Consider the following 23127-nt stretch of genomic DNA (forward strand, 5'->3'; position numbering starts at 1 on the left):
GCCGCTTTTTTATTTGTCCAGTATGGCCTTGATATTCGGTTTAAAGTAGTTGGGGCCTTTCAGAACCTTACCGTCCTCTCTGTAAATGGGCTTGCCATCGTGTCCCAATTTGCTCATGTTGCTTTTCTGGATTTCCTCAAAAACCTCTTCGATCTTGTGTTGCATGCCATGTTCTAAGATTGTTCCGCACAAAATGTATAACATATCACCCAGGGCATCGGCCACTTCTACCAAGTCACCATTATTGGCTGCCTCCAGATATTCCTCATTTTCTTCGCGCATTAGTTTGTAGCGAAGTAGGTTCTTGTCTTTGCCCAAATCGGCCCTTGGCTTTTGGGAAACCCCCAATCCGAATGAATGATGAAAGAGTTCGACCGCCTTGATTTTACTTTTCATTAATAGCCTTATTACGTTAGATTTGCATAAAAATATAAAATATGTTCAGTACTGGACAGTTGATTTTTGCCGGTCTATTTCTTGTCTGTTTCGTGTTTATCATCATCAAAGCCTATGGAAAAGACAGGCCCCTACACAAAAAAAATTACAAGGGAATTCAGTGGATCATAGCTTATTTTATGATTTTCATACTTTTTTTGTTCTTGGTTAAATATTTTATGAAGAACTAACGAAAAGTGTTGCGTACACCACAAAAATTAACCTTTACACAACAATATTACCGTTTCGTTCGTATAATAAAGGAAAAGACGTACTTTTGTATCGAACAATCAAACCATGATTACTTTTTTTAGCATTCTTTTTATTTTATTGGCAATCAATGCTTTGCTGTTGATTTTCAGTGTGAATGGCGCTAAAGACATGTTCAAAAAGCCTTTGCGAAAAATTTCGGATACTTCGATTGCAAAAGTTCTTCCCCGCGAATATTCCGAATCAGAGTACAAAAAAGCAGTTTAGTTTATACCTTTAAGGTGTGAAGCAATTGTTACTCGTTTTTCTGGGCGGAGGCGTTGGAAGTGCCTTGCGATATCTTATCTCAAAATTGCTGAACCCCGTGCACCCTTCCTTTTATTGGGGCACCTTTACGGTAAACATTTTGGGTTGTCTGTTGATTGGGGCCATATTGGGCTACACATCCAAAGTAAACCTTCTCTCAGAAAATCAACTGCTCTTATTGGCCACCGGATTTTGCGGGGGCTTCACCACTTTCTCTGCATTTGCCTTTGAAAAACACTCCTTATTAAAGAATGGCGACTTCATGCCTTTTTTCATCTATTTGGCCTCTAGCATCATTTTAGGCATTTTGGCCGTGGCCCTAGGGCTTTGGCTTTCGACCAAAAACCCTTTCTAAACCCTCCTTTCCAAATCAAAATCCCGAGGTCTGATTGCGGTTGCCTCAATTTTTATCCTTGAAGTGTGCCATATCTCCGGTAAAAGATTGTCTTATCAAAATAATTCATTCCATAATTCATAATTTTAATTGTTTTATATATATACCCCCTAATTTTTAGGGGTTAATTTTTTATATAATTAAAAAATTGAAATTACTACCCAATTTTTTTAGGGGTATTGTTTTTTAAAAATATATTTGAAGTAGAAAAAACCATCTTAATTATGAAAAAAATCGAGGCAATCATTCGAAAATCAAAATTTGATGAAGTGAAAAAAGCACTTCACCAAATCGAGGTCAACTTTTTTAGTTACTGGGATGTTACCGGTGTGGGCAATGAAAAACAGGGGCATGTATACAGGGGTATTTCCTATAGCACATCAGATATACAGAGAAGGTACCTGGAAATCGTGGTTTCTGACGAATTTTTAGACCGCACCATCGAAACCCTGTTCGAGTCTGCCGCTACTGGCAATGTGGGCGATGGAAAAATCTTTGTGTCAGAGGTTTCAGAAGTGTATCGAATCAGAACAAAAGAAAGCGGCAACGCTGCCATTAACTAATTAAAAACCAACTAACAATATTTACTATGGACGCAGGAGTATTTACAGCTAACAATGTTTGGATGATGATTTGCACGGGGCTCGTGTTTTTCATGCACCTAGGATTTTCTTTCTTGGAAATCGGGCTTACCAGACAAAAAAATACGGTCAATATTTTGTTCAAGAACGTCTTTATCATCTGTGTGGGGCTATTGCTTTACTACATAGGTGGCTTTAATTTGATGTATCCCGGATTTGAAAACGGCGATAGCGGCTTTTTGAAGTTTGCAGGTTTCGGGCTTTCCATTGCAGAAAATGGACTAACACCAGACTACGCAAATGGCGGATATACCTACTGGACTGATTTTCTTTTCCAGGCAATGTTCGCGGCCACTGCGGCGACAATCGTATCGGGAGCTGTGGCCGAAAGGATAAAATTGGGCAGTTTTATGGTGTTCACACTTATCTATATAGGCCTGGTATACCCTATAGTAGGTGCATGGAAATGGGGTGGCGGCTGGCTCGACAACATTGGATTCTATGATTTTGCCGGATCTACCCTGGTGCACTCGGTAGGAGGTTGGGGTGCCCTAATTTCAATTTACCTACTAGGCCCGAGAGTCGGAAAATTCGACGAAAATGGAAAATCAAACGCCATCCCCGGACACAATCTGCCGTTCGCGGCGGCCGGTGTACTCATTCTATGGCTGGGTTGGTTCGGCTTTAACGGTGGATCGGTACTTTCAGCGGACCCCGCTGCCACTTCACTGGTCTTGGTGACCACTTCTTTGGCAGCAGCAGCAGGAGGTGTTTCAGCCTTTATCACTTCATCGGTGATGTACAAAAACTATGATCTTACCATGTTCTTGAACGGAATATTGGGCGGACTTGTGGGCATTACGGCCGGGGCAGATCAAATGTCTCCCAACGAAGCGGTCATCATCGGTATCATAGCGGGTGTTGTCATCGTTCTAGGGGTGGCCCTTATCGAAAAAATAAAGCTTGACGATCCCGTTGGGGCCGTTGCGGTTCACCTTATTTGCGGCATCTGGGGAACTTTGGCAGTGGGCATTTTTGGAGCTATGGCAAGCCTTGATCAGTTCTTGATACAGTTGGCCGGTGTCGCTGCAGCCGCTGCCTTCTGCTCAGTTACGGCATTTGTGACCCTCTACGCGGTCAAAAAGCTGTCGGGCATCAGGGTATCAGAACTGGAAGAGATCGAAGGCCTTGATCTACACGAACACGGTATGGACGCCTATGCAGATTTTAGAATGAACCAACATTAATTAATACAAAAGGAGACGGGGCGTTTGGCAGAACACCCCGTCGGTAACCTTTTCAAATTCCACAAACAAATCAACTCCCTAAAGGGAATCAAAAATTGAATTATGAAAACGATTACAAATACAAAGTACATAAAAAAATCACTATGGTTGTTAGTGGCCCTTGTCACGTTCCCAATTTTTGCACAAGATGGTGCGGACGATAAAAAGAAGTTCACCTTCAGCGGAACGGTTGACGCATATTACCGTGCCAATTTAACAGCACCGAATGACGAAGACGCCATCGCCCCAGGTTCGTCGTTTGCAAATTTACCCGGGTTCTCTTTGGGTATGGCCAATCTGATTGCGAACTACGAAGGCGAGAAAGTGGGTTTTGTGGCCGACCTTGTCTTCGGCCCTAGGGGTACCGATGCTATTTTTCTCTCGCCCCTTTATTCGGCTACCGGAAACATCGTAAACCAACTCTATGTATACTGGAATGTGAGCGATGACGTGACCTTGACATTTGGTAACTTCAATACCTTTTTGGGCTACGAGGTCATTTCACCAGCGGCAAATTTCAACTACAGCACCTCCTATCTGTTTTCGTATGGCCCGTTCTCGCATACCGGCCTGAAGGCGGACTTCGATTTGGGAAATGATTGGAGTGCCATGGTAGCCGTTATGAACCCGACCGATGTAACCGAGTTCAACCCTACCGGTGATTATGCCGTGGGGGCACAGTTGGGCTATTCAAGCCAATTTTTGAACTTCTTGTACAGTCAGGGGGGATTTGAGGTTGACTACACAGGTGGGTTCGACCTCTCAGAGGAATTCTTTTTGGGCATCAACGCTGCTTATTTTGACAACAGTGACGATGCTGTTGACTTTGCCGGTATTGCCCTATATCCCCAATACCAAACATCAGATAATTTTGCCATTGGGCTTAGGGGCGAATACTTCACAGAGACCAATCTTGGGGCCATAGGTGGTGCCGCAGAAAGTGTTTTCGCGGTAACCCTGACAGGAAGCGCCACTATTGGCGACCTGTTGATAAAACCCGAACTTAGATTGGACTGTGCCGACGAGGATGCCTTTATCGACAACGATTTGGCCCCCACATCAAGCCTGGCCTCTTTTTTAGTGGCCGCGGTCTATTCATTTTAACACCCATTCAATAGCTGTAGTTGTCAACAAGCCCTGTATTATATCTAAGTGCAGGGCTTATTCTTTGTCTTTTTTAAAATCTTTCACTCCTGCCCTCACACTAGTTCTCAAATAGTTTTGCCTCGGCACTAAGGGGCAGGAGTACTTTTTGCTGTAGACACAATAGGGGTTGTAGGCCTTGTTGAAGTCAATTACAAGTGTATCGCCAATGGGGATTTTCAAATCTATATATCGGCCGCCGCCATACGTCTCGTCCCCGTTGGTCTCATCTAAAAAGGGCAAGAACAGATAATCTTCAAACCCTTCTTCATCGATCAAGTCCAGGGTCTGGTACACCTCTAACCGGTGCTTTTTACCGTTGAGCTCGAAGTGGGCAATGCCATATACCACCTCTTCCGTCTTTCTATCGGTGGTGGTGGGCATCATAAAGGGCTTGGCGTCGGGTGTACGCTCAAACCTTGCCTTTACAATGTAATTGGTATCTGGGTCGAAGAAATCCAATCCTTCAAAATCTTTGCGATACCTATCTGGCAAAGGGGATGTTTCTGGGTTTTTGAACTCCTTGTTCAGTTTTTCTTGAAAGGCGATAATATCCGCAATGGCTTCTGACGCAACCTGCACGCCTGTATCTTTTTGGTCATGGTACCTTTTTTCTTGCCTACAACCCATAAAAACCAAGACGATTGCCCAAAAGAGATAACGCATATTTCCGTACTTTTCCACAAAAGTACAACCTTACTATTTTTTTCGGATGAGTGTAAAGAAGATAAGATTCCTGAAGTTTTTGATATTCGTTTTTATGTCTGCCCTGGCCAACAATGGCTGCAAACAAAGTCCTGAGGAGATAACAGGGAATGAAAAAGGCGCACCGTCTTTGAATCCGGAGTATTACAATGTGGCCTTTTTAATTATGGATGGCACCTACAATACCGAGTTGACGGCCCCTTTTGATATTTTTCAGCATACCCAATACCGAAAGAATATCAAGGCGATGAACACTTTTACCGTGGCCAATACCACTGACCCCATCATTACTTTTGAGGGCATCCGTCTGATTCCTGATTTTGATTATACCAAAGATTCCATTCCTAAAATAGATATCTTGGTGGTGCCCAGTGCGGAGCACCACTTGGATACCGATCTGAACGATACCGTCATGTTGAATTTTGTGAAAAGGGTCGACAAAGAAGCACTATTTGTGACCTCACATTGCGACGGGGCCTTTGTTCTGGCAAAGGCAGGCCTACTCGATAAGGTATTCTCAACCACCTTCCCCAGTGATATTGGTCGATACCGTGTCATGTTTCCACATCTAAAGATAAAAGACAGCGTGTTGTTTGTACACGATGGCAAGTACATCACTTCGGCAGGGGGCGCCAAAAGTTTTGAGGCCGCCCTTTATCTGGCTGAATTGCTTTATGGGAAAGAAATAGCCGAGTCACTTGCCCGTGGCCTTGTCATAGACTGGGATGTTGATACGGTTCCGAAGTTTATTCGTCAATGATCTCGTAGCGGGCATCATCCAAATATTTTTCGATCACCTTGTTATATTCGGGGGTAATGCGCAATAGGGCGGTATGATCTAGCGAGTACAGTCGTTCTTTGTCTTTGTAGCCCCTTTTCAAAACCTCCTCCAGATAAAAAATGGCAGTACCGAAATCTTCCTTTTTTGCACTGAGGGAGATTACCTTTAGATAATAGTCGTAATCGGTAGGGTCTGTAATGGTTTTCAGCATATACAGGAACAACAACGCCTCCTCGTCGGGTTGATTTTCGGCATTGATAATGAAAATATTGTCTTCTACCAGGGCATTTATAAAACCCTGTAAGCGATGCCCCATTCGTTTCTCGGCGGCATTGCCCTGATAGATGAATTTATTGATCTCGGTCATCTGGTAGTTCCACCAGCCCAGATTGTTGTAATTGTAGGTAAGGATGTCTTCCTCGATATAGTACACATAGTCTTCTTTCAGCAACGATTCTTTGAAGCGGGCCGCATTTTCTTGCCGTTTGAGCGCACGGTACAGCTTGTCTTTTCTAAGCTCTTTTTTCAATTTTTTCAAAGAATCCACCTCCCTATGGGGGCGGTATACCGCCAGCATACGGTCAAGTACCTGTTCGGCCAACAGAAGCTTTGACCCACTGCGCAGTTCTTGAAACCGTTCTAGGTCTTGCCTATACGATTCATTGACAATCAGGGAGTCTTGGGGTATATTGCCCTTGGCCATTTCGGCCAAGTCAAACAAGGTGAGGGCCTTTTCAAAGTGTTGACTGTCAGGCCATTTGTGGCCCCCTTCAAAAACCAACAATTGGTTCGGATGCTTTAGACCGTTCAAGACCTTTTTCAACTTTAGCAACTCAATATAATTGAAGTCTTTGTTGCCCACAATACCGATAAAATGAAAGCGCCTTTTGCTGTTGAGCAATTCTAAGTTCATAAAGCTGGCACCACACGATATGACACCCCTGATCTTATTTAAAAATAATGGAGTGATGTTGGCAAAGCGGGCCCCATAGGCGAAACCGGCGACATATAGGCGTTCGTTCTGTATGGGCAAAAGCCGTGAGACCCCATCGATTGCCCTACCCACCCTCAGCATATTCTCTGATAGCGATAGTGTGTCGTTGATGTTATCGGGTGATGCAAGAATATAACCCTTGGCCTCGGCCGCCTGTTTGAACATCGACATGGCCTGAAGGCCCTTACCGTCCATATCAAAAACATATAACACAGGCCATTTTTTGGATGTGACAAAATTGGTGGGCAGGTATAGCGAAAATGTTTCATTGTTTTCGTCATCTACCTGTACAGAATCGATGATGACCCCCTTTCGCAAGGCCACTTCCTGCGAGATGCCAATTTGAAAAACCAAAAGAAAAATAAGGTACGGTAAGCGTTTCTTTATCACAAGTGGGTAGTTCTTTCTCATAGTAAGGTGCGCACAAAAATCTGGCCAAAAATGTTTGCACTACCTAAATATAGGCCAAAAAAGTCTTTGCCCCTACATCTTGTTCAAAGGTTCGTTAGAGACCACGTTCGAAAGCACAATGTGCGTACGGCACTCGCCATATGCAATAAGCTCATCTATAAATTTTTCAAGATGCCTTTGGTCTTTGAGCACAACTTCCATTACAATATTTTCGTTTCCGGTTATGCGATAACAATTCACTACTTCGTCGTATGACTTCACCATATCGAGAAAGGGCTTCAATTTGCCCATAAAGGCCCTGAGCATAATAATCGCCCTCAACTGGTACCCTAAAAAATGATATGCCAAGTGTGTCTGGTACCCCTCGATGATGCCGAGGTCTTCCATCTTCTTTATGCGTTCGGCCACCGCTGGGGGTGTCAACCCCACTTTTCGTCCGATTTCGGCATACGATTCACGGGCATTTTTCCGAAGTTCTTTAAGAATGCGCAAACTGAGCTTATCTACCTTCATTTAAAAAGAAATAATATACAAAAAACTTAAAATCAAAGGTAAAAATTTATTTCGTATTAACTTTCAAAAGTATGGTTTTGCCAATCTGATGTAATTTTAATGTACTAAAAAATTGCTGTAAGACTATGAAAAGCAACTCGTTACACTCGTTGCCCGTTTATAGAAAATCACTTGTGCTACGTGATTTGAGCGATGCCTTGGCTTCTTACCTCTCATACAACAAAGACCTTTTTTCACTTAGACAATCCAGTAGCTTTAGAGACAATCTTTCAGACTCGTTGCTAACCGATGCCACGCTCATTACCAAAGAGATCGAGCAGGCCGCTACCAGCTCTTCATATTCGGTTCGCATGAAAAGCCTTTCTTTTATCAACATCATGACCCGGAATATTCTGGCCTACTGCAATGGTTTGGAACGAGATGGGGTAAAAGAAAAGGAATATCTAAACCTGTTGCGAAAGGAAATCAAGAGTTTCAGGAAAGCATTTAAAAAGTGGCGGCTTTCGCTAAGGAACGACGAATATTAAGCAACTCCTTCATAAACAATTTTAGCCAGCCGATCAACTTGACGGTTTGAAAGATAACGATCGGCGTAAGCCACCCGCAATCAGAAACTTCGACTTTGTCTTGTTTCTGATGCCATTGTCCTCGGTCGGCAATTTGTGGGGACCGCTCGGCTTCGATAGGGGTAAGCGACTCGCAATCAGAAACTTCGACTTTGTCTTGTTTCTGATTCTCGCTGCTTACATATTTCGTCGGTACTGCCCCCCTACCTCAAACAGTGCTTCGGTAATTTGCCCTAATGAGCAGTACTTGGTAACCTCCATCAACTTCTCGAAAAGATTTTCATTGGCCACGGCAGTTTTTTGCAGCTCTTTGAGGAGTTGTTTTGATTTCTCCACATAGGTCTTATGGAGGTTTTTGAGCGTTTGGATCTGCAGTTGTTTTTCGTCTTCGGTGGCCCTGATGACCTCAGCGGGCAAAACCGTTGGCGAGCCTTTCGAACTCAAAAACGTGTTGACACCGATGATCGGGTACTTTCCTGAATGTTTCAAGGTTTCGTAATAAAGACTTTCTTCTTGAATTTTTGAACGCTGGTACATGGTCTCCATGGCACCGAGAACGCCTCCCCTTTCAGTAATTCGGTCAAACTCCATCAAAACAGCCTCTTCGACCAAATCGGTCAACTCTTCGATAATGAAAGATCCTTGAAGCGGATTTTCGTTCTTGGCCAAGCCCAATTCTTTGTTGATTATAAGTTGAATGGCCATCGCACGGCGTACCGATTCTTCTGTAGGCGTGGTAATGGCCTCATCGTAGGCATTGGTGTGCAACGAGTTACAGTTATCGTAAATCGCGTAGAGGGCCTGCAGGGTAGTTCGAATATCATTGAAATCGATTTCTTGGGCATGCAGGCTTCGCCCAGAAGTCTGAATATGGTATTTCAACATTTGTGCCCGTGATCCCGCACCATATTTTTCTTTCATGGCCTTGGCCCAAATTCTGCGGGCCACCCGACCGATTACGGCATATTCTGGGTCAATGCCGTTGGAAAAGAAAAAGGACAGGTTCGGACCAAAATCATTGATATCCATCCCCCGGCTTAGGTAGTACTCGACATAGGTAAAGCCATTCGAAAGGGTAAAGGCCAATTGCGAAATGGGGTTGGCCCCTGCCTCAGCAATATGATAGCCCGAAATGGATACTGAATAAAAATTTCTGACCTTATGGTCGATAAAATATTCTTGCACATCGCCCATTAGGCGTAGGGCAAACTCCGTTGAGAATATACAGGTATTCTGGGCTTGATCCTCTTTAAGTATGTCTGCCTGCACCGTACCCCTTACCTGCGAGAGGGTCTCTGCCTTTATCTTATCGTACACTTCTCTTGGCAGCACCTGGTCACCGGTGACGCCCAAAAGCATGAGCCCCAGCCCATTGTTGCCCTTTGGCAGTTCGCCATTGTATCTGGGGCGCTTTACACCCTTTTTGGCATAAATGGCCTCTATCTTTTTGTTGACCTCATCTTCAAGGCCATTCTGCTTGATGTATTTTTCACAGTTTTGGTCAATGGCGGCATTCATAAAAAACCCCAACAACATCGGGGCAGGGCCATTGATTGTCATGCTCACTGAGGTCATGGGGTCGCTCAGGTCAAAGCCAGAATATAGTTTCTTGGCATCGTCGAGGCAGCAGATAGAAACCCCCGCATTGCCGATTTTTCCATAAATATCTGGCCGCTTGTCTGGATCATGTCCATACAGCGTCACCGAGTCAAAAGCCGTGGACAGTCGTTTGGCCGGCATATCAAGGCTCACATAATGAAAACGTCGATTGGTGCGCTCTGGTCCACCCTCGCCCGCGAACATTCTGGTGGGATCTTCATTGGTTCTCTTAAAGGGATAGATTCCTGCGGTATACGGAAACTCGCCCGGCACATTTTCTTGCAACATCCATAACAGCAAATCGCCCCAGGCTTCATATTTGGGGAGGGCAACTTTTGGAATCTGAAGGTGTGCCAACGATTCGGTATGTGTATCCACCTTAATTTCTTTTCCGCGTACCTTGAACGAATATATTGGAGCCTGATAGGCCTTCTTCTTTTCATGCCATTGCAACAACCGCATCCAATTGTTGGGATCAAGGTTCATCTTTACCCTATCAAATTCGTCAAGAAGTTTTGAAACCAGTTGCTTAACATCTTCTTTTTTAGTTTTTGATAGGATGGCCGGCCCATCCAAACCTGACTTGGTCAAAAGGGAATGTTCAATGGCCCTATCATCTAAATCGATAAGCGATACCATGGTTTTAAAAAGTCCGTATAGCTTTTGTGCCACCTTGGCCTGCTTGAATACATTTTTGTCGTACCCTCTATTGTTCTCTGTTATTTCGGAAAGATACCGTGTTCTGGCAGGTGGAATGACAAACATCTTTTCAGGTTCGTTCTCGACCTTGAAATCAGAATCAAAGGTAGCGCCCGTTTTCTCACTTAGGGTCTGCATGGTCGCCACATACAGCCGGTTCATGCCCGGATCGTTGAATTGCGAGGCGATTGTTCCAAAAATGGGAAGGTCATCCAAATTGGCATCCCAGAGATTTTGGTTGCGCTGGTATTGTTTTTTCACATCGCGAAGGGCATCTTGGGCGCCCCTTTTGTCGAATTTGTTGATGGCCACCAAATCGGCAAAGTCGAGCATATCTATTTTTTCGAGTTGGGTAGCTGCCCCAAATTCAGGGGTCATTACGTACAGCGAAACATCACTATGTTCCAAAATCTCGGTGTCTGACTGGCCAATGCCCGAGGTCTCTAAAATAATCAAGTCAAAGGCCGCGGCCTTCAGTACCTGAATAGCTTCGGCCACATGTTTTGAAAGTGCTAAATTTGACTGTCGTGTGGCCAAAGAACGCATGTACACACGGGGGTTGTTGATTGCATTCATTCGAATTCGATCACCCAGCAAAGCCCCACCGGTCTTGCGTTTTGAGGGATCTACGGAGACAATGCCCAAATGTTTATCGGGAAAATCAATCAAAAAACGCCTTACAAGCTCATCTACCAAGCTTGACTTGCCCGCCCCACCGGTGCCCGTGATACCCAGAACGGGAACGTCTTCATTATTTATTTTTAAGGATGGAGAATATTCTTCAAATTCATCATGCCTGTTTTCGGCCAACGAGATCAACCTCGCTATGGTCTTGACATCTTTCTGCCTTAACAATGTACCAAGATCCTGCTTCTTTGGAATTCCCAGATCCGCAATCGAGAAATCTGACTTTTTCACCAGGTCATCGATCATACCCTGCAGCCCCATCTCACGCCCATCGTCGGGTGAATAAATGCGTGTTATGCCATAATCCATCAGTTCGTTTATTTCCTCGGGCAAGATGACACCACCGCCGCCACCAAAGATCTTGATATGCCCAGCGCCCCTTTCCTGAAGCAGGTCGTACATATATTTGAAGTACTCATTATGCCCCCCTTGGTAAGAGGTCATGGCAATGGCATTGGCATCTTCCTGTATGGCACATTCGACCACCTCGGCCACACTTCGGTCATGGCCCAAATGAATTACCTCAACACCAGCTGCTTGGATTATTCGGCGCATGATATTGATGGCCGCATCATGACCATCAAAGAGCGAGGCTGCCGTGACCACTCTGATCTTGTTCTTGGGCTTGTAAGGCTTGTTTTGCTCCATCTTCAAAAAAGTGCAGATTCGACCCCCGCAATTTACGGAAAATGCAACAAAAAAAGGGTTATAATCGGAATTGTACAAAAATATATTCGCGATAGGGCCTCTGATTCAGAATACGTTAATTTTAACCCCAAACCCAAAACCTGTGAAACTAACTTTTCTAATACATTGTCCCGATCAAGCCGGAATCATTAGCTCGGTAACCAGTTTCTTGCACCAGAACGGAGGAAATGTCATATACCTCGACCAGCATGTGGATAAGGAAGCTGGGGTCTTTTTCATGCGATTGGAGAGTGATTTTCAGCAAAATACAGACAAACAGGTCCTAAGAGCATCTTTTCAGGGCGAACTGGCCAATCGGTATGAAATGGAGTGGAGTATCCACCAAGAGCGCATAAAACCGCGAATGGCCATATTTGTGTCAAAATACAAGCATTGCCTGTACGATTTGCTCAGCCGGTACCAGTCTGGCGAGTTGCTGGTGGAGATTCCTTTTATTTTAAGCAACCACCAAGACCTTTCATTTATTGCAGATCAGTTTCAGATACCTTTCCATCATGTGCCTGTCAGCAAAGAATTGCGAGAAAAAGCAGCCCAACAACAACTCGATCTCATCGAAGAACACCACGTAGATTTTGTGGTTTTGGCGCGTTACATGCAGATTATTTCACCAAGAGTCATTGAAGCGTTACCCAATAGAATCATTAATATTCACCACTCGTTCTTGCCTGCATTTGCCGGCGCCAAACCCTACCATGCAGCGTTCAAAAGAGGGGTAAAGATTATTGGGGCAACCAGTCATTATGTGACCGAAGAACTTGACGCTGGACCCATTATTGCCCAAGATGTAGCGACGGTAAGCCACTCTCATTTCATTGAAGACTTGGTGGCTGTGGGTCGTGATCTTGAGAAAATCGTTCTCTCAAAAGCGGTACAATTGCACGTCAAAAGAAAGACCATGGTCTACAACAACAGAACGGTGGTTTTTACCTGATGACAAAAAGCGGTTGACCATATCAATTCACTTCACAATTGCATTCAATATTTCATCACCCAAAAACCAAATACAAAGGTTCTTTCGCATATATGTGAAAGATTTGGTAATTTTTTGATATAGAGACAATAAAGAAAATAATTGCCCGTTCTTTTTTAAGAAAACAAGCGTTATCTTAACGTATTTATAAGGTAAGATTAACCTTGAAGTTCTCATTTAAACTGAATTTTGTACCAAGTTATCTGAGTTAGCATTTTTTGAGTTAGTTAGTTTTAAAAACCGGCACCCTCGCCGGTTTTTTTTTACAACATTGCTGACTACATCTTTAATTTTTCAAAAAGATTTTATAGGTCTTTTTTTAGGGTGAGGAAGAATTTTGAAAAGGTAAATTCTTATCGGGGTTTACTTTATTGGGTTTTTTTTAACAATTCTCTCCTAACAATTTGTTAATTTCAAATGGTGCTAATTCATCAATCAAATCATGAGACCAAGGGTATTTCTTATTATCCTATTTTTCCTATTGTTCAAATGGAGTTATTCGACAATCCGTAGTGGGGCACCCGTTTACGAGGAGGAAATTATCTCAAAGTCCATGCAAGACTCATTGGATTGGGCTGATTACTACTACAACATCCACCAATATAATCGCGCCATTCCGTTGTACGAGAAGAATTTGGAGGGCGCTGTTCAAGAGAAACCGCATATTCTCAAAAAACTGGCATTGAGCGAGGCTGCTTTGGAGCATCCTGAAAAAGCAAGGGCCCATCTGAACGATTATCTTCTACTGGAGTTTGACCCGACCTTTCTTTCCCATGAGGGGTTTGACCCGGTCAGAAGCTCCCAAGAGTTCAAAACCATCTCAGAGGCAATCGTGCCAGACATCGATATCTGGTCGATTATCTATTTTGTGGTGGCGATGATCGGTTTTTACGTAATTGTCCTCATCCTTCTGAACAAAAAAATCAATGGGATTGCCGGGGTTCTTATCGCCAGTTTTGTATTCATACATTCTCTATTTATACTGAACATTTCTGTCAATGAAGCCCATTATTTGTTTGAGTTTCCGCATACATACCTGATGTCTACCTGGGCCTCATTCTTATACGGCCCCCTTCTTTATTTTTACTTCAAACGGATAGCTTTCAGATATCAGTTTAAACCGGTTGACTTACTGCATCTACTGCCAACATTGATTCTTTTGGCGTTTATGGGTATAACTGTTTACTCCATGTCGGCAGATGAAAAGGTTGCTTTGATGCTGACCCGCCTAAAAAACGGACTCAGTGCGCAAGACTCGAACAAGTTGCTGCTCATAGTAGTGCTCAAGATTATTTCGTTGGTGGTCTACGGATACTTTATTCGAAAGGTCTACCTAAAAAGCAAAGCAAAGAATGCGCTCGACCCCGCGGGCCAAACATGGCAAAAAAATATTTACTACATACACTTTCTCTACATTTTCACCTATTCTGCATATGGCATTTTGATTATTAATGGATTTAATTCTGGCCTGCTCTATAACCTTTCCATAGCGGCCATGGCCTTGATGGTTCTGTATGTTGGTTACTCGGCCAACATTCAGCCCCAAGTGTTCGGTGGCCGATACACGTATCTGAACCGTATGTTTCCGAAATATGAAAAATCTGGGCTTACCCCAAGTCTTTCCCTAGAGTTGAAAGAGAACCTGATAAGGCTTTTCGATAAAGAAAAAATTTACCGTGAGAACGATATTAACCTTGAAATGGTGGCCAGAAAATTGAATACCACACGGCACAATGCCTCGCAGGTGATAAACGAGCACTTTAAAGTCAGTTTTCATGCGCTGATCAACACTTACCGCATCGATGAGGCAAAGAAAATATTAAAGGAACATAACGACCACGGACTGAATATTATCGATGTGGCCTATGAAGTGGGCTACAACAACAAGGTAACCTTCAACAAGGCCTTCAAGAAGAAGACCCAACTTACCCCATCAGAATTTCAAAGGAGTGTTTCAAACCATTGACAGATTTTAAAAGAGTAAAGGTTTACGGGTTCTTACCCTTTTCATAGGATAATTTCGGACATTTATTTTAGAAAACGACCTCGAGGTTTGTTGACCACTTTCTTATCGTTTCATTCTTGATGGTGTTTAATTAGCATCACAGACCGGAGGTCGTTTATATTCTACCTTTTTTTAAGGCAAGCCTTAAAATATAATCCTAACACCTTGACCTTGGTTTCGAAACTTATTTACATATAATGGTTTCACCAAAGAGCATGTTAAAACCTGTTTGGATAGCCAACAATTCTACCAAAATTTAGTTAAAATTGGACAAATTGCCTGATTTTTAGATGTATACCGCACCACCTTGAAATCCAAACGCGGCTTTTCACCGTATCTTTGTTAGAACAAATCTCATGAATAATGAATAGTCAATATTGCAAAGTAGGTGCGGTGACCCCCATTACAAGTGGGGCACAAGCCGTGGCCATTCTCGAGCACAGATATCAAAACTTTCTTAGAAAAGCCGCGGATGCCACTTATATGGATACCCGACTGGGGGAATTTTTCGAAAGAAAGGCAAAAGACCTAAAAAAAGTATTGGAAAGCCTTGTCTAGGTATTTTGGCCGAATTTGGTCAATTCTTGGGCCATCTGCGACTGTAGTTCCCTAGCTTTTTCTGCGGCGACCTGTGCAAAATCTTCTCCTTGTGATGCATAGATTATGCCCCTTGATGAGTTTATCAACAGGCCAACATCAGCGTTAAGGCCGTAATGGCACACTTCCTCTAAACTACCGCCTTGTGCACCCACGCCGGGCACCAATAGAAAACTGTTGGGCACGATTTCCCTTACATCCCTCAAATAAGAAGCCTTGGTCGCTCCGACCACATACATCAGGTTTTGTGCATTCTTGTAGCTTTTTGAGGTCTTCAATACCTCTTTGTAGAGTTCCTTGTTCTCTACCATCTTGGTCTGAAAATCAAAAGCCCCCTCATTGGAGGTCAAAGCCAATAAAATGGTATGCCTATCCGCAAAGTCCAAAAAGGGCTCTACACTGTCCTTTCCCATATAAGGGGCCACGGTAATGGCATCAAAATCCATCTCCTCAAAAAAGGCCTTGGCATAACGGGTCGAGGTATTGCCTATATCGCCCCTCTTGGCATCGGCAATGGTGAACATTTCAGGATAGTGCTCGTTGATATAGCGTAACGTTTTTGACAACGATTCCCATCCTGCCGCACCATAGGCCTCATAAAACGCCGTATTGGGCTTGTATGCCACGCACAATGATTGTGTGGCATCTATGATGGCCTTATTGAAGGAGAAAATGGGGTCTTCGTGGTCAAGTAAATGGGTTGGTATCTTTTCCAAATCGGTATCCAACCCCACACAAAGAAAGGACTGCTTTTTTCGAATCTGGGTTACGAGTTGTTCTATTTTCATTATTAAGCGTCTCGACTTCGGCTACCTTCGAACAGGCAGATTCTATTGGTTCGCAATTGGATCCTTACAAAATTTCGGAGGCCTCTTTTAACTTTTCGGTATTCTCCACCAGCATCAACTCATCGATTATCTTCTGTAGGTCTCCATTCATAATGTTCTGCAAATCATACAGGGTCAGGCCTATTCTATGATCGGTGACACGACCCTGCGGATAGTTGTATGTCCTGATCTTGGCAGAACGGTCTCCACTACTTACCTGTGAATTTCTCTTGGCTGCGTCTTCTTCCTGTCTTTTTGCCAATTCAAGGTCATAGAGTCGTGAGCGCAATACCTTGAATGCCTTGTCTTTGTTCTTGTGCTGTGACTTTTCATCTTGGCACTGTGCCACTAGACCTGTGGGTATGTGTGTCAGGCGAACGGCGGAATAGGTCGTATTGACCGATTGCCCACCGGGACCTGAAGAACAGAAATAATCGATCCGAACATCCTTGGGGTCGATTTCTACCTCGAAATCTTCGGCCTCTGGCAGCACCATTACCGTTGCCGCACTGGTATGTACCCGACCTTGGGTCTCGGTCTGGGGCACGCGCTGTACGCGATGTACGCCAGCCTCAAACTTCAAGGTCCCATACACATCTTCACCTGTAACTTCAAACTGGATTTCTTTGTAGCCGCCACTGGTACCCTCACTAAGGTCGATAATATTGGTTTTCCAACCTTTTGATTCGCAATATTTGGAATACATTCGATACAGATCGCCCGCAAAAATACTGGCCTCATCACCGCCAGTGCCTGCACGAATCTCCATGACCACGTCTTTTTCGTCTTCGGGATCCTTGGGTATCAGCATGAACTTTATCTCTTCTTCCAGCTTTGGCAAGGCCTCTTTTGCTTCCTCTAACTGCATTTTGGCCATTTCCACCATTTCAGCATCACTGCCATCTGCAATAATCTCCTCGGCCTCATTTAGATTGTTGGTCAATTCAATGTACCGGTCACGCTTATCCATCAAAGCCCTTAGGTCTTTGTACTCTTTGTTCAGCCTTACATAGCGCTTTTGGTCAGAAATAATATCAGGCTGTATGATCAGGTCAGAAACCTCATCGAACCGTTGTTTTATGATGTTGAGTTTATCAAGCATTGTACTCGGTACTTTGGCTTGCGAAGTTACAATTTTTTGTTCGGAAGACCTTTGCCCAAAAGCTGTTCAGTTACCCACGAAAGTTGTTCCCAGTGTGATGATGAAAGCGCCCAACCCATCGCTACGGTCATATTGGTTCAACCTTACATCAATGGTCTTTAAGCCAAAGGCAAACACCTTGGCCTTGGTAAAAATGTCGGTATATCTGGCACCGATACCATATTGATGTGCATTGTACCCCGAAAGGTCGTAGTCAGAGGTATAGAACTCAAATGTGGAGAGTGCCGCTTCTTTGGGATAAAAATAGTCAGCTGCAGTCTGGGTGTAGTAGCGATAGGTCGGGTACAAGGTGAATTTATCACTTAATTTCAATGGCACCTCAACATTGGCGGTATGCGAGACAATGCCCCAATCATCCCAATAAAAGCGGTAATAGGTTCTCAGCACAATGGCGTCGCTCACAAACACGTTCAGCCGCCCCCCAAACGGAACCTTAAAGCGACTATCGGGAAGCCGTTCCACATCATCTGCCAACTGAAATTCGTCTATAAAGAAATCTTCAGTATCTGCAAAATAGACCCGTTGAAAAGGGGTGCTCAGCAACCCTTCTTGCAATACGAGGTCCATGAACAGGGCCCCTTGCCACCTCTTGCCCAAAATCTGCGAAAAAGACAGTGAGAGCGCATAAGAATTTCTACCAGTACTCCCAAACTCTTGAAAGTTTGGATCGTAGGTGCCATTACCCGTGATCCGGCTATCAAAAAATCCGCTCCGCAACTCAATGGGATACTGCGGATTCCAGCTATCGAGGTAGACTTGACCCCCAATGGAAATCTCTGTATTCTTTTCGTTGAATAGACGCGCATAACTACCCCCAAACCCGATGGAATTGTAATCGTACTCATTCGAAAAATAGCCGTTGACGCTCCATATGGTATTGCGGTCGTCAGCACTATGCTGGTACCTGGGGTTGATATGAACCAATTGATCTTTTCGCGACTCGCCCGAAGAGGCATCGAACGGACTCACATTCGGATTGCTACCGTCCAATGGATTGACATTGCTCGACGAAGCAGAAGTATAGGCCGAAAGCCCTGCATCAACGGTAAGCACATCATCTTCGTTCAGGGGCAACCGCAGCACGATCGCCGAAGTGGCATCGGTAAGGGCCTCAGTGCCTTCGCCCCCCGTCACGGCAGCATTTTTACCATCTTGATCGTAATAGCTGAAGAGCAAATCGATTTCGCTTGTCTCAAGCACCCTTTTTTTATAGGAGGAATCGGTTTGTTGCGATTTTCCCGTCAGGAAAACAAAAAAGACTACTATGGAAAAAACTGTTCTCAACGGCTAATTTGTATTATTTCAATAAAATGCAACCTTCATCCCCAACCATCATTTCCCTCCGTGCTGCGCTTGAAAGAATTGGGAAAGGGCCTTCCAACTCTTTTGAACAGACCCTTCGACTGCGCTCAGGGTAACTTCGACCAGCATTTTCTGCCGCGCTCCGCTTCCAGAAAATGGGCATGGGCCCTCCGACCTCCACAAACAGACCCTTCGACTGCGCTCAGGGTAACTTCGACCAGCATTTTCTGCCGCACTCCGCTTCCAGAAAATGGGTCTCAGTTAATTACAACCGCAGCCGCCCCCTGTTTTTCCGCCATTGGCCCCGGCGGCAGCTTCGCGATATATCTGGAAATTGGTCTCGAAACGTTCAGAAAACTTGGCACCCAACTGCATCTCGGTATCGTTGATATACACTTTGTCATATTCCCTTACCGCCACACATGAGCTGAAGAAAAGCAATACGACCACGATCAAAAGAAATGTGCGCATGTTTAAAATTACTGATTATTGTTGAACAAGATTCCTGAACTCCTATGAATCTTATTGGCATCGTCGACCACAACCACTTCTACCCCGTCAATTTGGTTGATCATATGAATACCACTGTCTTTTCCCATTACAAAAACCGCAGTGGCCAGGGCATCGCAGAGTTCTGCATATTTGGCAAAAACGGTAACACTTTGCACACCACTTGTCGGATAACCCGTTCTAGGGTCAATGATATGGGAGTATTTTTTTCCGTTGATGACGATATATTTTTCGTAGTTGCCAGAGGTTGCCACCGACGATTCTATAACGGGCAGCCAGCTGAACACCTTGTCTTTGCTCAACGGGTTGGCGATGCCGATCATCCATTTCTCACCTGTGGCCTTGGTGCCCCATGTGGTCAAGTCACCAGAAGCATTGATGAGTCCGCCCGGCACGCCCTTCGACATTAAAAACGCTTTGGCCTTATCGGCAGCATACCCTTTTCCGATAGCCCCAAAACCAATTTTCATCCCTTTTTGTGTTAAAAAAACAGATTGCACCTCTGCATCCAGCACAATTTTTTTATACCCCACTTTACTTACGGATTGCGCTATTGCCCCACGGGATGGCATATTTTTCATGGTACCATCAAATTTCCAAATATTGTCGACCGAGGCATACGATATATCGAAAGCCCCGTCGGTAATTTCTGAGATCTTTATGGCTCGCTCAATCAACCCAAAAAGCTCACGGCTCACCTTCACGGGCCTGATCCCGGCATTTTTATTGATGAGCGATGTTTCAGAGTCTGGATCCCAAGAGGAAATCATTTTTTCAATCCGCGTGATCTCTGAGGCCGCTTCATCAATGTTTATATATCCGATTTCTTCAGAGGGTGCCACAACCGTGATCTCAAAGGCCGTACCCATGAGATTGAGTGCCTTTTTTACGGTTACGTATTTTTTCTCTTGGCCCACTGCCAAAAAACATGACAACACCAGAAAAAATACCACCGCCCTTCTCATTTTAGAAAACCGTTTAGCAACGCTATGTAGTCTGCGGGAGCAATATTTTTATACCCCGTGACACCCAAAACATTCTGGCTGTTATCGAGCACCACGACCAAGGGGAAAAATCCGTTTGGGTTATATTTTTCGGTCAGTTTTTGGTTTTCGGCTGTTAATGCAGCTTCCAATTTGTTCGATTTCTTTCTGGGAAAGTCAGCTTTGTAAAGTACATAATGTTCGGCGGAATAGTTTCTGAACGCTTCTGACTTCCAAATTTTTTTGTCGAGCTTGATACAAGGGGCACACCAATCAGAGCCAGTAAAGACCAAAATTAGGGGTTTGTTCTCTTCTTTGGCCGTTTTCAGGGCATCTGAAAATGAAGGTTTCCAGTCTTGGCCCAAAAGGGGAACGGAAGCTATAAAAAACAATATGGCCAACAGCTTTTTCATGGCAAAACACCTACCTTATTCATTCAAAAATACGCAGTATGTCGCCGTTGAGCTCGGTATTGAATATTTTCAGCGGATTGCTGGTAGTGTTCAGGTTCAAAGAGGTACCATCTTGTGCAAATCGGGATTGATGCGTAGTGCAATGAAAAACACCACCATCCTCGGTTATGAAACGAATTTCCTCAGTGCCTTGATGACTGCATATCTTACTTGCGGCAATTAGGTTTCCTTCAAGGTTTCTTGCCACAACAATATCGAAATAATTCAATTCTGGATTGGACTTGACGGCGATCCAACCGCCATTATTTGCCAAGGGAGCAGCTTCGGGCGAGGTTAAATCAACCGTAAAGTCAACACCTGTGGGTTCAGGAAATGTTTCAAGCTCACCATCTTTTGAACAACCGTTTACACATGGGAACATTAGTGCAAATGCAGCACCTGCCCCCAGACTCTGCAAAAACTGTTTTCTTTCCATAGCATTCGGGGTTTATAATGTAAACGTTTGATTTGGGGTATTCGTATGGTCAGTAGTCGAAAGTACCGTATTCGCTTTTGATGGTCAGCCTTTTGCCTTTAGATTCTTCAACACGGCCTATGATTCTTGCATCGATGTCAAAGCTTTTTGATATGGAAATAAGGTCTTCTGCAATAGCTGCGTCCACGTATAGTTCCAAACGGTGTCCGCAGTTGAACACTTGGTACATTTCTTTCCAATCGGTGCCCGATTGCTCTTGAATCAACCTAAACAGTGGGGGAACAGGAAACAGATTGTCTTTGATCACATGAGCGTCCTCCACAAAATGTAGAATTTTGGTCTGTGCCCCACCACTACAATGCACCATACCGTGTATTACTTCTGATGTATATCTTTTCAGGATTTCCTTCACCACAGGCGCATAGGTGCGCGTAGGCGAAAGAACGAGTTTACCGGCATCCAGCGGTGAACCGGAAACGGAATCTGTAAGTCGTACTTTTCCAGAATATACTAAATCGTCTGGTACGGCTGGGTCAAAACTTTCAGGATACTTTTCCGCCAAATATTTTCCAAAAACATCATGCCGCGCCGAGGTAAGACCATTGCTGCCCATACCGCCATTGTACTCCTGCTCGTAGGTCGCTTTGCCAAAAGAGGCCAGCCCAACTATCACATCCCCTGCCCTAATATTGGCATTGTCAATAACCTCGCTGCGTTTCATTCGTGCGATGACCGTGCTGTCGACGATGATGGTACGAACCAAATCGCCCACATCAGCCGTTTCACCACCGGTGGAATGAATGGTAATACCATGCTTGACCAAGTCGGTAATCAATTCTTCAGTGCCGTTGATGATGGCCGAGATGACCTCTCCGGGAATCAGGTTCTTGTTTCGCCCAATGGTCGAAGAGAGCATAATGTTGTCAACGGCTCCCACACATATCAGGTCATCGATGTTCATGACCAAGGCATCTTGGGCGATGCCTTTCCAAACGCTCAAATCGCCCGTTTCTTTCCAATACATATAGGCCAATGATGACTTGGTACCAGCCCCATCGGCATGCATGACCAGGCAATGTGTTTCGCTACCGGTCAAATAATCGGGTACTATCTTACAAAAAGCCTTGGGAAACAACCCCTTATCAATGTTTTTGATGGCGTTGTGCACGTCTTCCTTTGAGGCCGAAACCCCACGTTGGGCATATCGCTTACTGGTATTTGAGGACATTCGAACGGTGTTTGCGCAAAAATAGGGAAAGTGTATAGACTATAGCCCATTATAACAAACATTCAAATTTTAACATTAAACCTTGGCAATAGTTTAGATTTTACATTCAATTATTAATAAAATATCATAATTTTAAAGGAATAACTAAAATCATGGCAAATTTTACACTTAACATCAACGGAAAAACACAAGAGGTGGACGTTGACCCATCAACACCCATGCTCTGGGTACTGCGCGATCACCTAAAACTGGTTGGCACCAAATACGGCTGTGGCATTGCACAGTGCGGGGCGTGCACCGTGCATCTTGGAGATGTCGCCGTACGTTCTTGCATGATAACGGTATCGTCGGTTGGAAACCAAGAAGTAACCACGATCGAGGGACTTTCAGAAAACGGTGACCACCCAGTACAAAAGGCATGGCTCGAGGTCGATGTTCCCCAATGTGGCTACTGTCAAGCGGGACAGATCATGACCGCTTCGGCATTGTTGAAAAAAAATCCGAATCCCACAGATGCGGAAATCGATATGGCCATGAACGGCAACATTTGTCGTTGCGGCACCTATCTCAGAATAAAAAAGGCTGTCAAAATAGCCGCTGGCAGCGAATCATAATCCATCCTCTTTAACAAACTATC

At 44.3% G+C, this 23127-nt stretch carries 23 protein-coding genes; 10 read left to right on the top strand and 13 right to left on the bottom strand.

Annotated features, from left to right (window positions below):
* Positions 1–9: 9 nt before the first annotated feature.
* Entirely contained in the window at positions 10–396 is a 387-nt protein-coding gene (locus VC82_RS02465) for a pyrophosphohydrolase domain-containing protein (protein ID WP_045800972.1), read from the bottom strand.
* 532 nt (positions 397–928) lie between these two features.
* Here VC82_RS02465 and crcB point away from each other — a divergent pair.
* The 4 genes from crcB (at position 929) to VC82_RS02495 (ending at position 4316) form a co-directional block, all read left to right on the top strand.
* Complete coding sequence (crcB, locus tag VC82_RS02480; RefSeq protein ID WP_045800975.1) at positions 929–1306, top strand: fluoride efflux transporter CrcB; 378 nt, start codon at positions 929–931, stop codon at positions 1304–1306.
* A gap of 263 nt (positions 1307–1569) precedes the next feature.
* Complete coding sequence (locus tag VC82_RS02485) at positions 1570–1908, top strand: P-II family nitrogen regulator (protein WP_045803194.1); 339 nt, start codon at positions 1570–1572, stop codon at positions 1906–1908.
* A 26-nt stretch (positions 1909–1934) separates the two neighbouring features.
* A complete protein-coding gene (locus tag VC82_RS02490; protein ID WP_045800976.1) occupies positions 1935–3173 on the top strand; it encodes an ammonium transporter in 1239 nt (412 codons plus the stop codon).
* A 102-nt stretch (positions 3174–3275) separates the two neighbouring features.
* Positions 3276–4316, top strand: coding sequence for a porin (locus tag VC82_RS02495; RefSeq protein ID WP_045800977.1), 1041 nt, complete (start codon positions 3276–3278; stop codon positions 4314–4316).
* 57 nt (positions 4317–4373) lie between these two features.
* Here VC82_RS02495 and VC82_RS02500 read toward each other — a convergent pair whose 3' ends face one another.
* Complete coding sequence (locus VC82_RS02500) at positions 4374–5021, bottom strand: DUF1684 domain-containing protein (protein WP_045800978.1); 648 nt, start codon at positions 5019–5021, stop codon at positions 4374–4376.
* Between the two features lie 94 nt (positions 5022–5115).
* Between VC82_RS02500 and VC82_RS02505 the strand changes: the two genes are divergently transcribed.
* Positions 5116–5820: a DJ-1/PfpI family protein gene (locus tag VC82_RS02505; RefSeq protein ID WP_045803195.1), complete on the top strand. Its 705-nt coding sequence runs from the start codon at positions 5116–5118 to the stop codon at positions 5818–5820.
* On the opposite strand, the gene VC82_RS02510 is transcribed toward VC82_RS02505, so the two are convergent.
* Together VC82_RS02510 and VC82_RS02515 are read right to left on the bottom strand one after the other, a co-directional pair.
* Positions 5807–7246 carry an alpha/beta hydrolase gene (locus VC82_RS02510; protein ID WP_045800979.1) on the bottom strand — a complete coding sequence of 480 codons (1440 nt, stop codon included), beginning with the start codon at positions 7244–7246 and terminating at the stop codon, positions 5807–5809. The two genes, VC82_RS02505 and VC82_RS02510, sit on opposite strands and share 14 nt — an antisense overlap.
* Positions 7247–7318: 72 nt before the next feature.
* A complete protein-coding gene (locus tag VC82_RS02515; protein WP_045800980.1) occupies positions 7319–7759 on the bottom strand; it encodes an Lrp/AsnC family transcriptional regulator in 441 nt (146 codons plus the stop codon).
* A 125-nt stretch (positions 7760–7884) separates the two neighbouring features.
* Here VC82_RS02515 and VC82_RS02520 point away from each other — a divergent pair, with 125 nt between their 5' ends.
* Positions 7885–8286: a hypothetical protein gene (locus VC82_RS02520; RefSeq protein WP_045800981.1), complete on the top strand. Its 402-nt coding sequence runs from the start codon at positions 7885–7887 to the stop codon at positions 8284–8286.
* A 216-nt stretch (positions 8287–8502) separates the two neighbouring features.
* Here VC82_RS02520 and VC82_RS02525 read toward each other — a convergent pair whose 3' ends face one another.
* Positions 8503–11958 carry a methylmalonyl-CoA mutase family protein gene (locus tag VC82_RS02525; RefSeq protein WP_045800982.1) on the bottom strand — a complete coding sequence of 1152 codons (3456 nt, stop codon included), beginning with the start codon at positions 11956–11958 and terminating at the stop codon, positions 8503–8505.
* 142 nt (positions 11959–12100) lie between these two features.
* Between VC82_RS02525 and purU the strand changes: the two genes are divergently transcribed.
* The 3 genes from purU to VC82_RS02540 all read left to right on the top strand — a co-directional run bounded on the left by purU (position 12101) and on the right by VC82_RS02540 (position 15551).
* A complete protein-coding gene (gene purU / locus VC82_RS02530) occupies positions 12101–12949 on the top strand; it encodes a formyltetrahydrofolate deformylase (RefSeq protein WP_045800983.1) in 849 nt (282 codons plus the stop codon).
* 481 nt (positions 12950–13430) lie between these two features.
* On the top strand, positions 13431–14954 hold the full coding sequence (locus VC82_RS02535; RefSeq protein ID WP_084598144.1) for a helix-turn-helix domain-containing protein: 1524 nt from the start codon (positions 13431–13433) through the stop codon (positions 14952–14954).
* Between the two features lie 402 nt (positions 14955–15356).
* Complete coding sequence (locus tag VC82_RS02540; RefSeq protein WP_045800984.1) at positions 15357–15551, top strand: hypothetical protein; 195 nt, start codon at positions 15357–15359, stop codon at positions 15549–15551.
* Here VC82_RS02540 and pyrF read toward each other — a convergent pair.
* From pyrF to VC82_RS02580, 8 genes are all read right to left on the bottom strand, one after another.
* A complete protein-coding gene (pyrF, locus tag VC82_RS02545; RefSeq protein ID WP_045800985.1) occupies positions 15548–16378 on the bottom strand; it encodes an orotidine-5'-phosphate decarboxylase in 831 nt (276 codons plus the stop codon). The two genes, VC82_RS02540 and pyrF, sit on opposite strands and share 4 nt — an antisense overlap.
* A 64-nt stretch (positions 16379–16442) precedes the next feature.
* A complete protein-coding gene (gene prfA, locus VC82_RS02550; RefSeq protein ID WP_045800986.1) occupies positions 16443–17519 on the bottom strand; it encodes a peptide chain release factor 1 in 1077 nt (358 codons plus the stop codon).
* A gap of 66 nt (positions 17520–17585) precedes the next feature.
* Positions 17586–18863 (bottom strand): DUF3570 domain-containing protein, encoded by a 1278-nt coding sequence (locus VC82_RS02555; RefSeq protein ID WP_045800987.1) that lies wholly within the window; start codon positions 18861–18863, stop codon positions 17586–17588.
* Between the two features lie 279 nt (positions 18864–19142).
* The gene (locus VC82_RS02560; RefSeq protein ID WP_045800988.1) at positions 19143–19352 is read right to left on the bottom strand and encodes a DUF4266 domain-containing protein; all 210 of its coding nucleotides are present in this window, start codon (positions 19350–19352) and stop codon (positions 19143–19145) included.
* A gap of 8 nt (positions 19353–19360) precedes the next feature.
* The gene (locus VC82_RS02565) at positions 19361–20356 is read right to left on the bottom strand and encodes an FAD:protein FMN transferase (RefSeq protein ID WP_045800989.1); all 996 of its coding nucleotides are present in this window, start codon (positions 20354–20356) and stop codon (positions 19361–19363) included.
* The gene (locus tag VC82_RS02570) at positions 20353–20787 is read right to left on the bottom strand and encodes a thioredoxin family protein (protein ID WP_045800990.1); all 435 of its coding nucleotides are present in this window, start codon (positions 20785–20787) and stop codon (positions 20353–20355) included. Before VC82_RS02570 ends, VC82_RS02565 begins: the two co-directional genes overlap by 4 nt.
* 19 nt (positions 20788–20806) lie before the next feature.
* Positions 20807–21262, bottom strand: a complete 456-nt coding sequence (locus VC82_RS02575; protein WP_045800991.1) for a QcrA and Rieske domain-containing protein — start codon at positions 21260–21262, stop codon at positions 20807–20809.
* Positions 21263–21311: 49 nt separating this feature from the next.
* A complete protein-coding gene (locus VC82_RS02580; protein WP_045800992.1) occupies positions 21312–22490 on the bottom strand; it encodes an AIR synthase related protein in 1179 nt (392 codons plus the stop codon).
* Positions 22491–22642: 152 nt separating this feature from the next.
* Here VC82_RS02580 and VC82_RS02585 point away from each other — a divergent pair, with 152 nt between their 5' ends.
* Positions 22643–23104 carry a (2Fe-2S)-binding protein gene (locus tag VC82_RS02585; protein ID WP_045800993.1) on the top strand — a complete coding sequence of 154 codons (462 nt, stop codon included), beginning with the start codon at positions 22643–22645 and terminating at the stop codon, positions 23102–23104.
* Positions 23105–23127 lie beyond the last annotated feature (23 nt).

Origin of the sequence: Flagellimonas lutaonensis (genome assembly GCF_000963865.1) — a bacterium.
Lineage (GTDB): Bacteria > Bacteroidota > Bacteroidia > Flavobacteriales > Flavobacteriaceae > Flagellimonas_A > Flagellimonas_A lutaonensis.

Bases quoted from the DNA above. Each gene is read 5' to 3' on its own strand.
- VC82_RS02505 (WP_045803195.1), top strand. From the start codon at position 5,116: ATGTCTGCCCTGGCCAACAATGGCTGCAAACAAAGTCCTGAGGAGATA.
- VC82_RS02540 (WP_045800984.1), top strand. From the start codon at position 15,357: ATGAATAGTCAATATTGCAAAGTAGGTGCGGTGACCCCCATTACAAGT.
- VC82_RS02520 (WP_045800981.1), top strand. From the start codon at position 7,885: ATGAAAAGCAACTCGTTACACTCGTTGCCCGTTTATAGAAAATCACTT.
- VC82_RS02515 (WP_045800980.1), bottom strand. From the start codon at position 7,759: ATGAAGGTAGATAAGCTCAGTTTGCGCATTCTTAAAGAACTTCGGAAA.
- VC82_RS02565 (WP_045800989.1), bottom strand. From the start codon at position 20,356: ATGAGAAGGGCGGTGGTATTTTTTCTGGTGTTGTCATGTTTTTTGGCA.
- VC82_RS02510 (WP_045800979.1), bottom strand. From the start codon at position 7,246: ATGAGAAAGAACTACCCACTTGTGATAAAGAAACGCTTACCGTACCTT.
- VC82_RS02560 (WP_045800988.1), bottom strand. From the start codon at position 19,352: ATGCGCACATTTCTTTTGATCGTGGTCGTATTGCTTTTCTTCAGCTCA.
- VC82_RS02465 (WP_045800972.1), bottom strand. From the start codon at position 396: ATGAAAAGTAAAATCAAGGCGGTCGAACTCTTTCATCATTCATTCGGA.
- VC82_RS02535 (WP_084598144.1), top strand. From the start codon at position 13,431: ATGAGACCAAGGGTATTTCTTATTATCCTATTTTTCCTATTGTTCAAA.
- VC82_RS02485 (WP_045803194.1), top strand. From the start codon at position 1,570: ATGAAAAAAATCGAGGCAATCATTCGAAAATCAAAATTTGATGAAGTG.
- VC82_RS02525 (WP_045800982.1), bottom strand. From the start codon at position 11,958: ATGGAGCAAAACAAGCCTTACAAGCCCAAGAACAAGATCAGAGTGGTC.
- VC82_RS02570 (WP_045800990.1), bottom strand. From the start codon at position 20,787: ATGAAAAAGCTGTTGGCCATATTGTTTTTTATAGCTTCCGTTCCCCTT.
- pyrF (WP_045800985.1), bottom strand. From the start codon at position 16,378: ATGAAAATAGAACAACTCGTAACCCAGATTCGAAAAAAGCAGTCCTTT.
- VC82_RS02575 (WP_045800991.1), bottom strand. From the start codon at position 21,262: ATGGAAAGAAAACAGTTTTTGCAGAGTCTGGGGGCAGGTGCTGCATTT.
- VC82_RS02500 (WP_045800978.1), bottom strand. From the start codon at position 5,021: ATGCGTTATCTCTTTTGGGCAATCGTCTTGGTTTTTATGGGTTGTAGG.
- VC82_RS02490 (WP_045800976.1), top strand. From the start codon at position 1,935: ATGGACGCAGGAGTATTTACAGCTAACAATGTTTGGATGATGATTTGC.
- VC82_RS02585 (WP_045800993.1), top strand. From the start codon at position 22,643: ATGGCAAATTTTACACTTAACATCAACGGAAAAACACAAGAGGTGGAC.
- VC82_RS02580 (WP_045800992.1), bottom strand. From the start codon at position 22,490: ATGTCCTCAAATACCAGTAAGCGATATGCCCAACGTGGGGTTTCGGCC.
- VC82_RS02495 (WP_045800977.1), top strand. From the start codon at position 3,276: ATGAAAACGATTACAAATACAAAGTACATAAAAAAATCACTATGGTTG.
- prfA (WP_045800986.1), bottom strand. From the start codon at position 17,519: ATGCTTGATAAACTCAACATCATAAAACAACGGTTCGATGAGGTTTCT.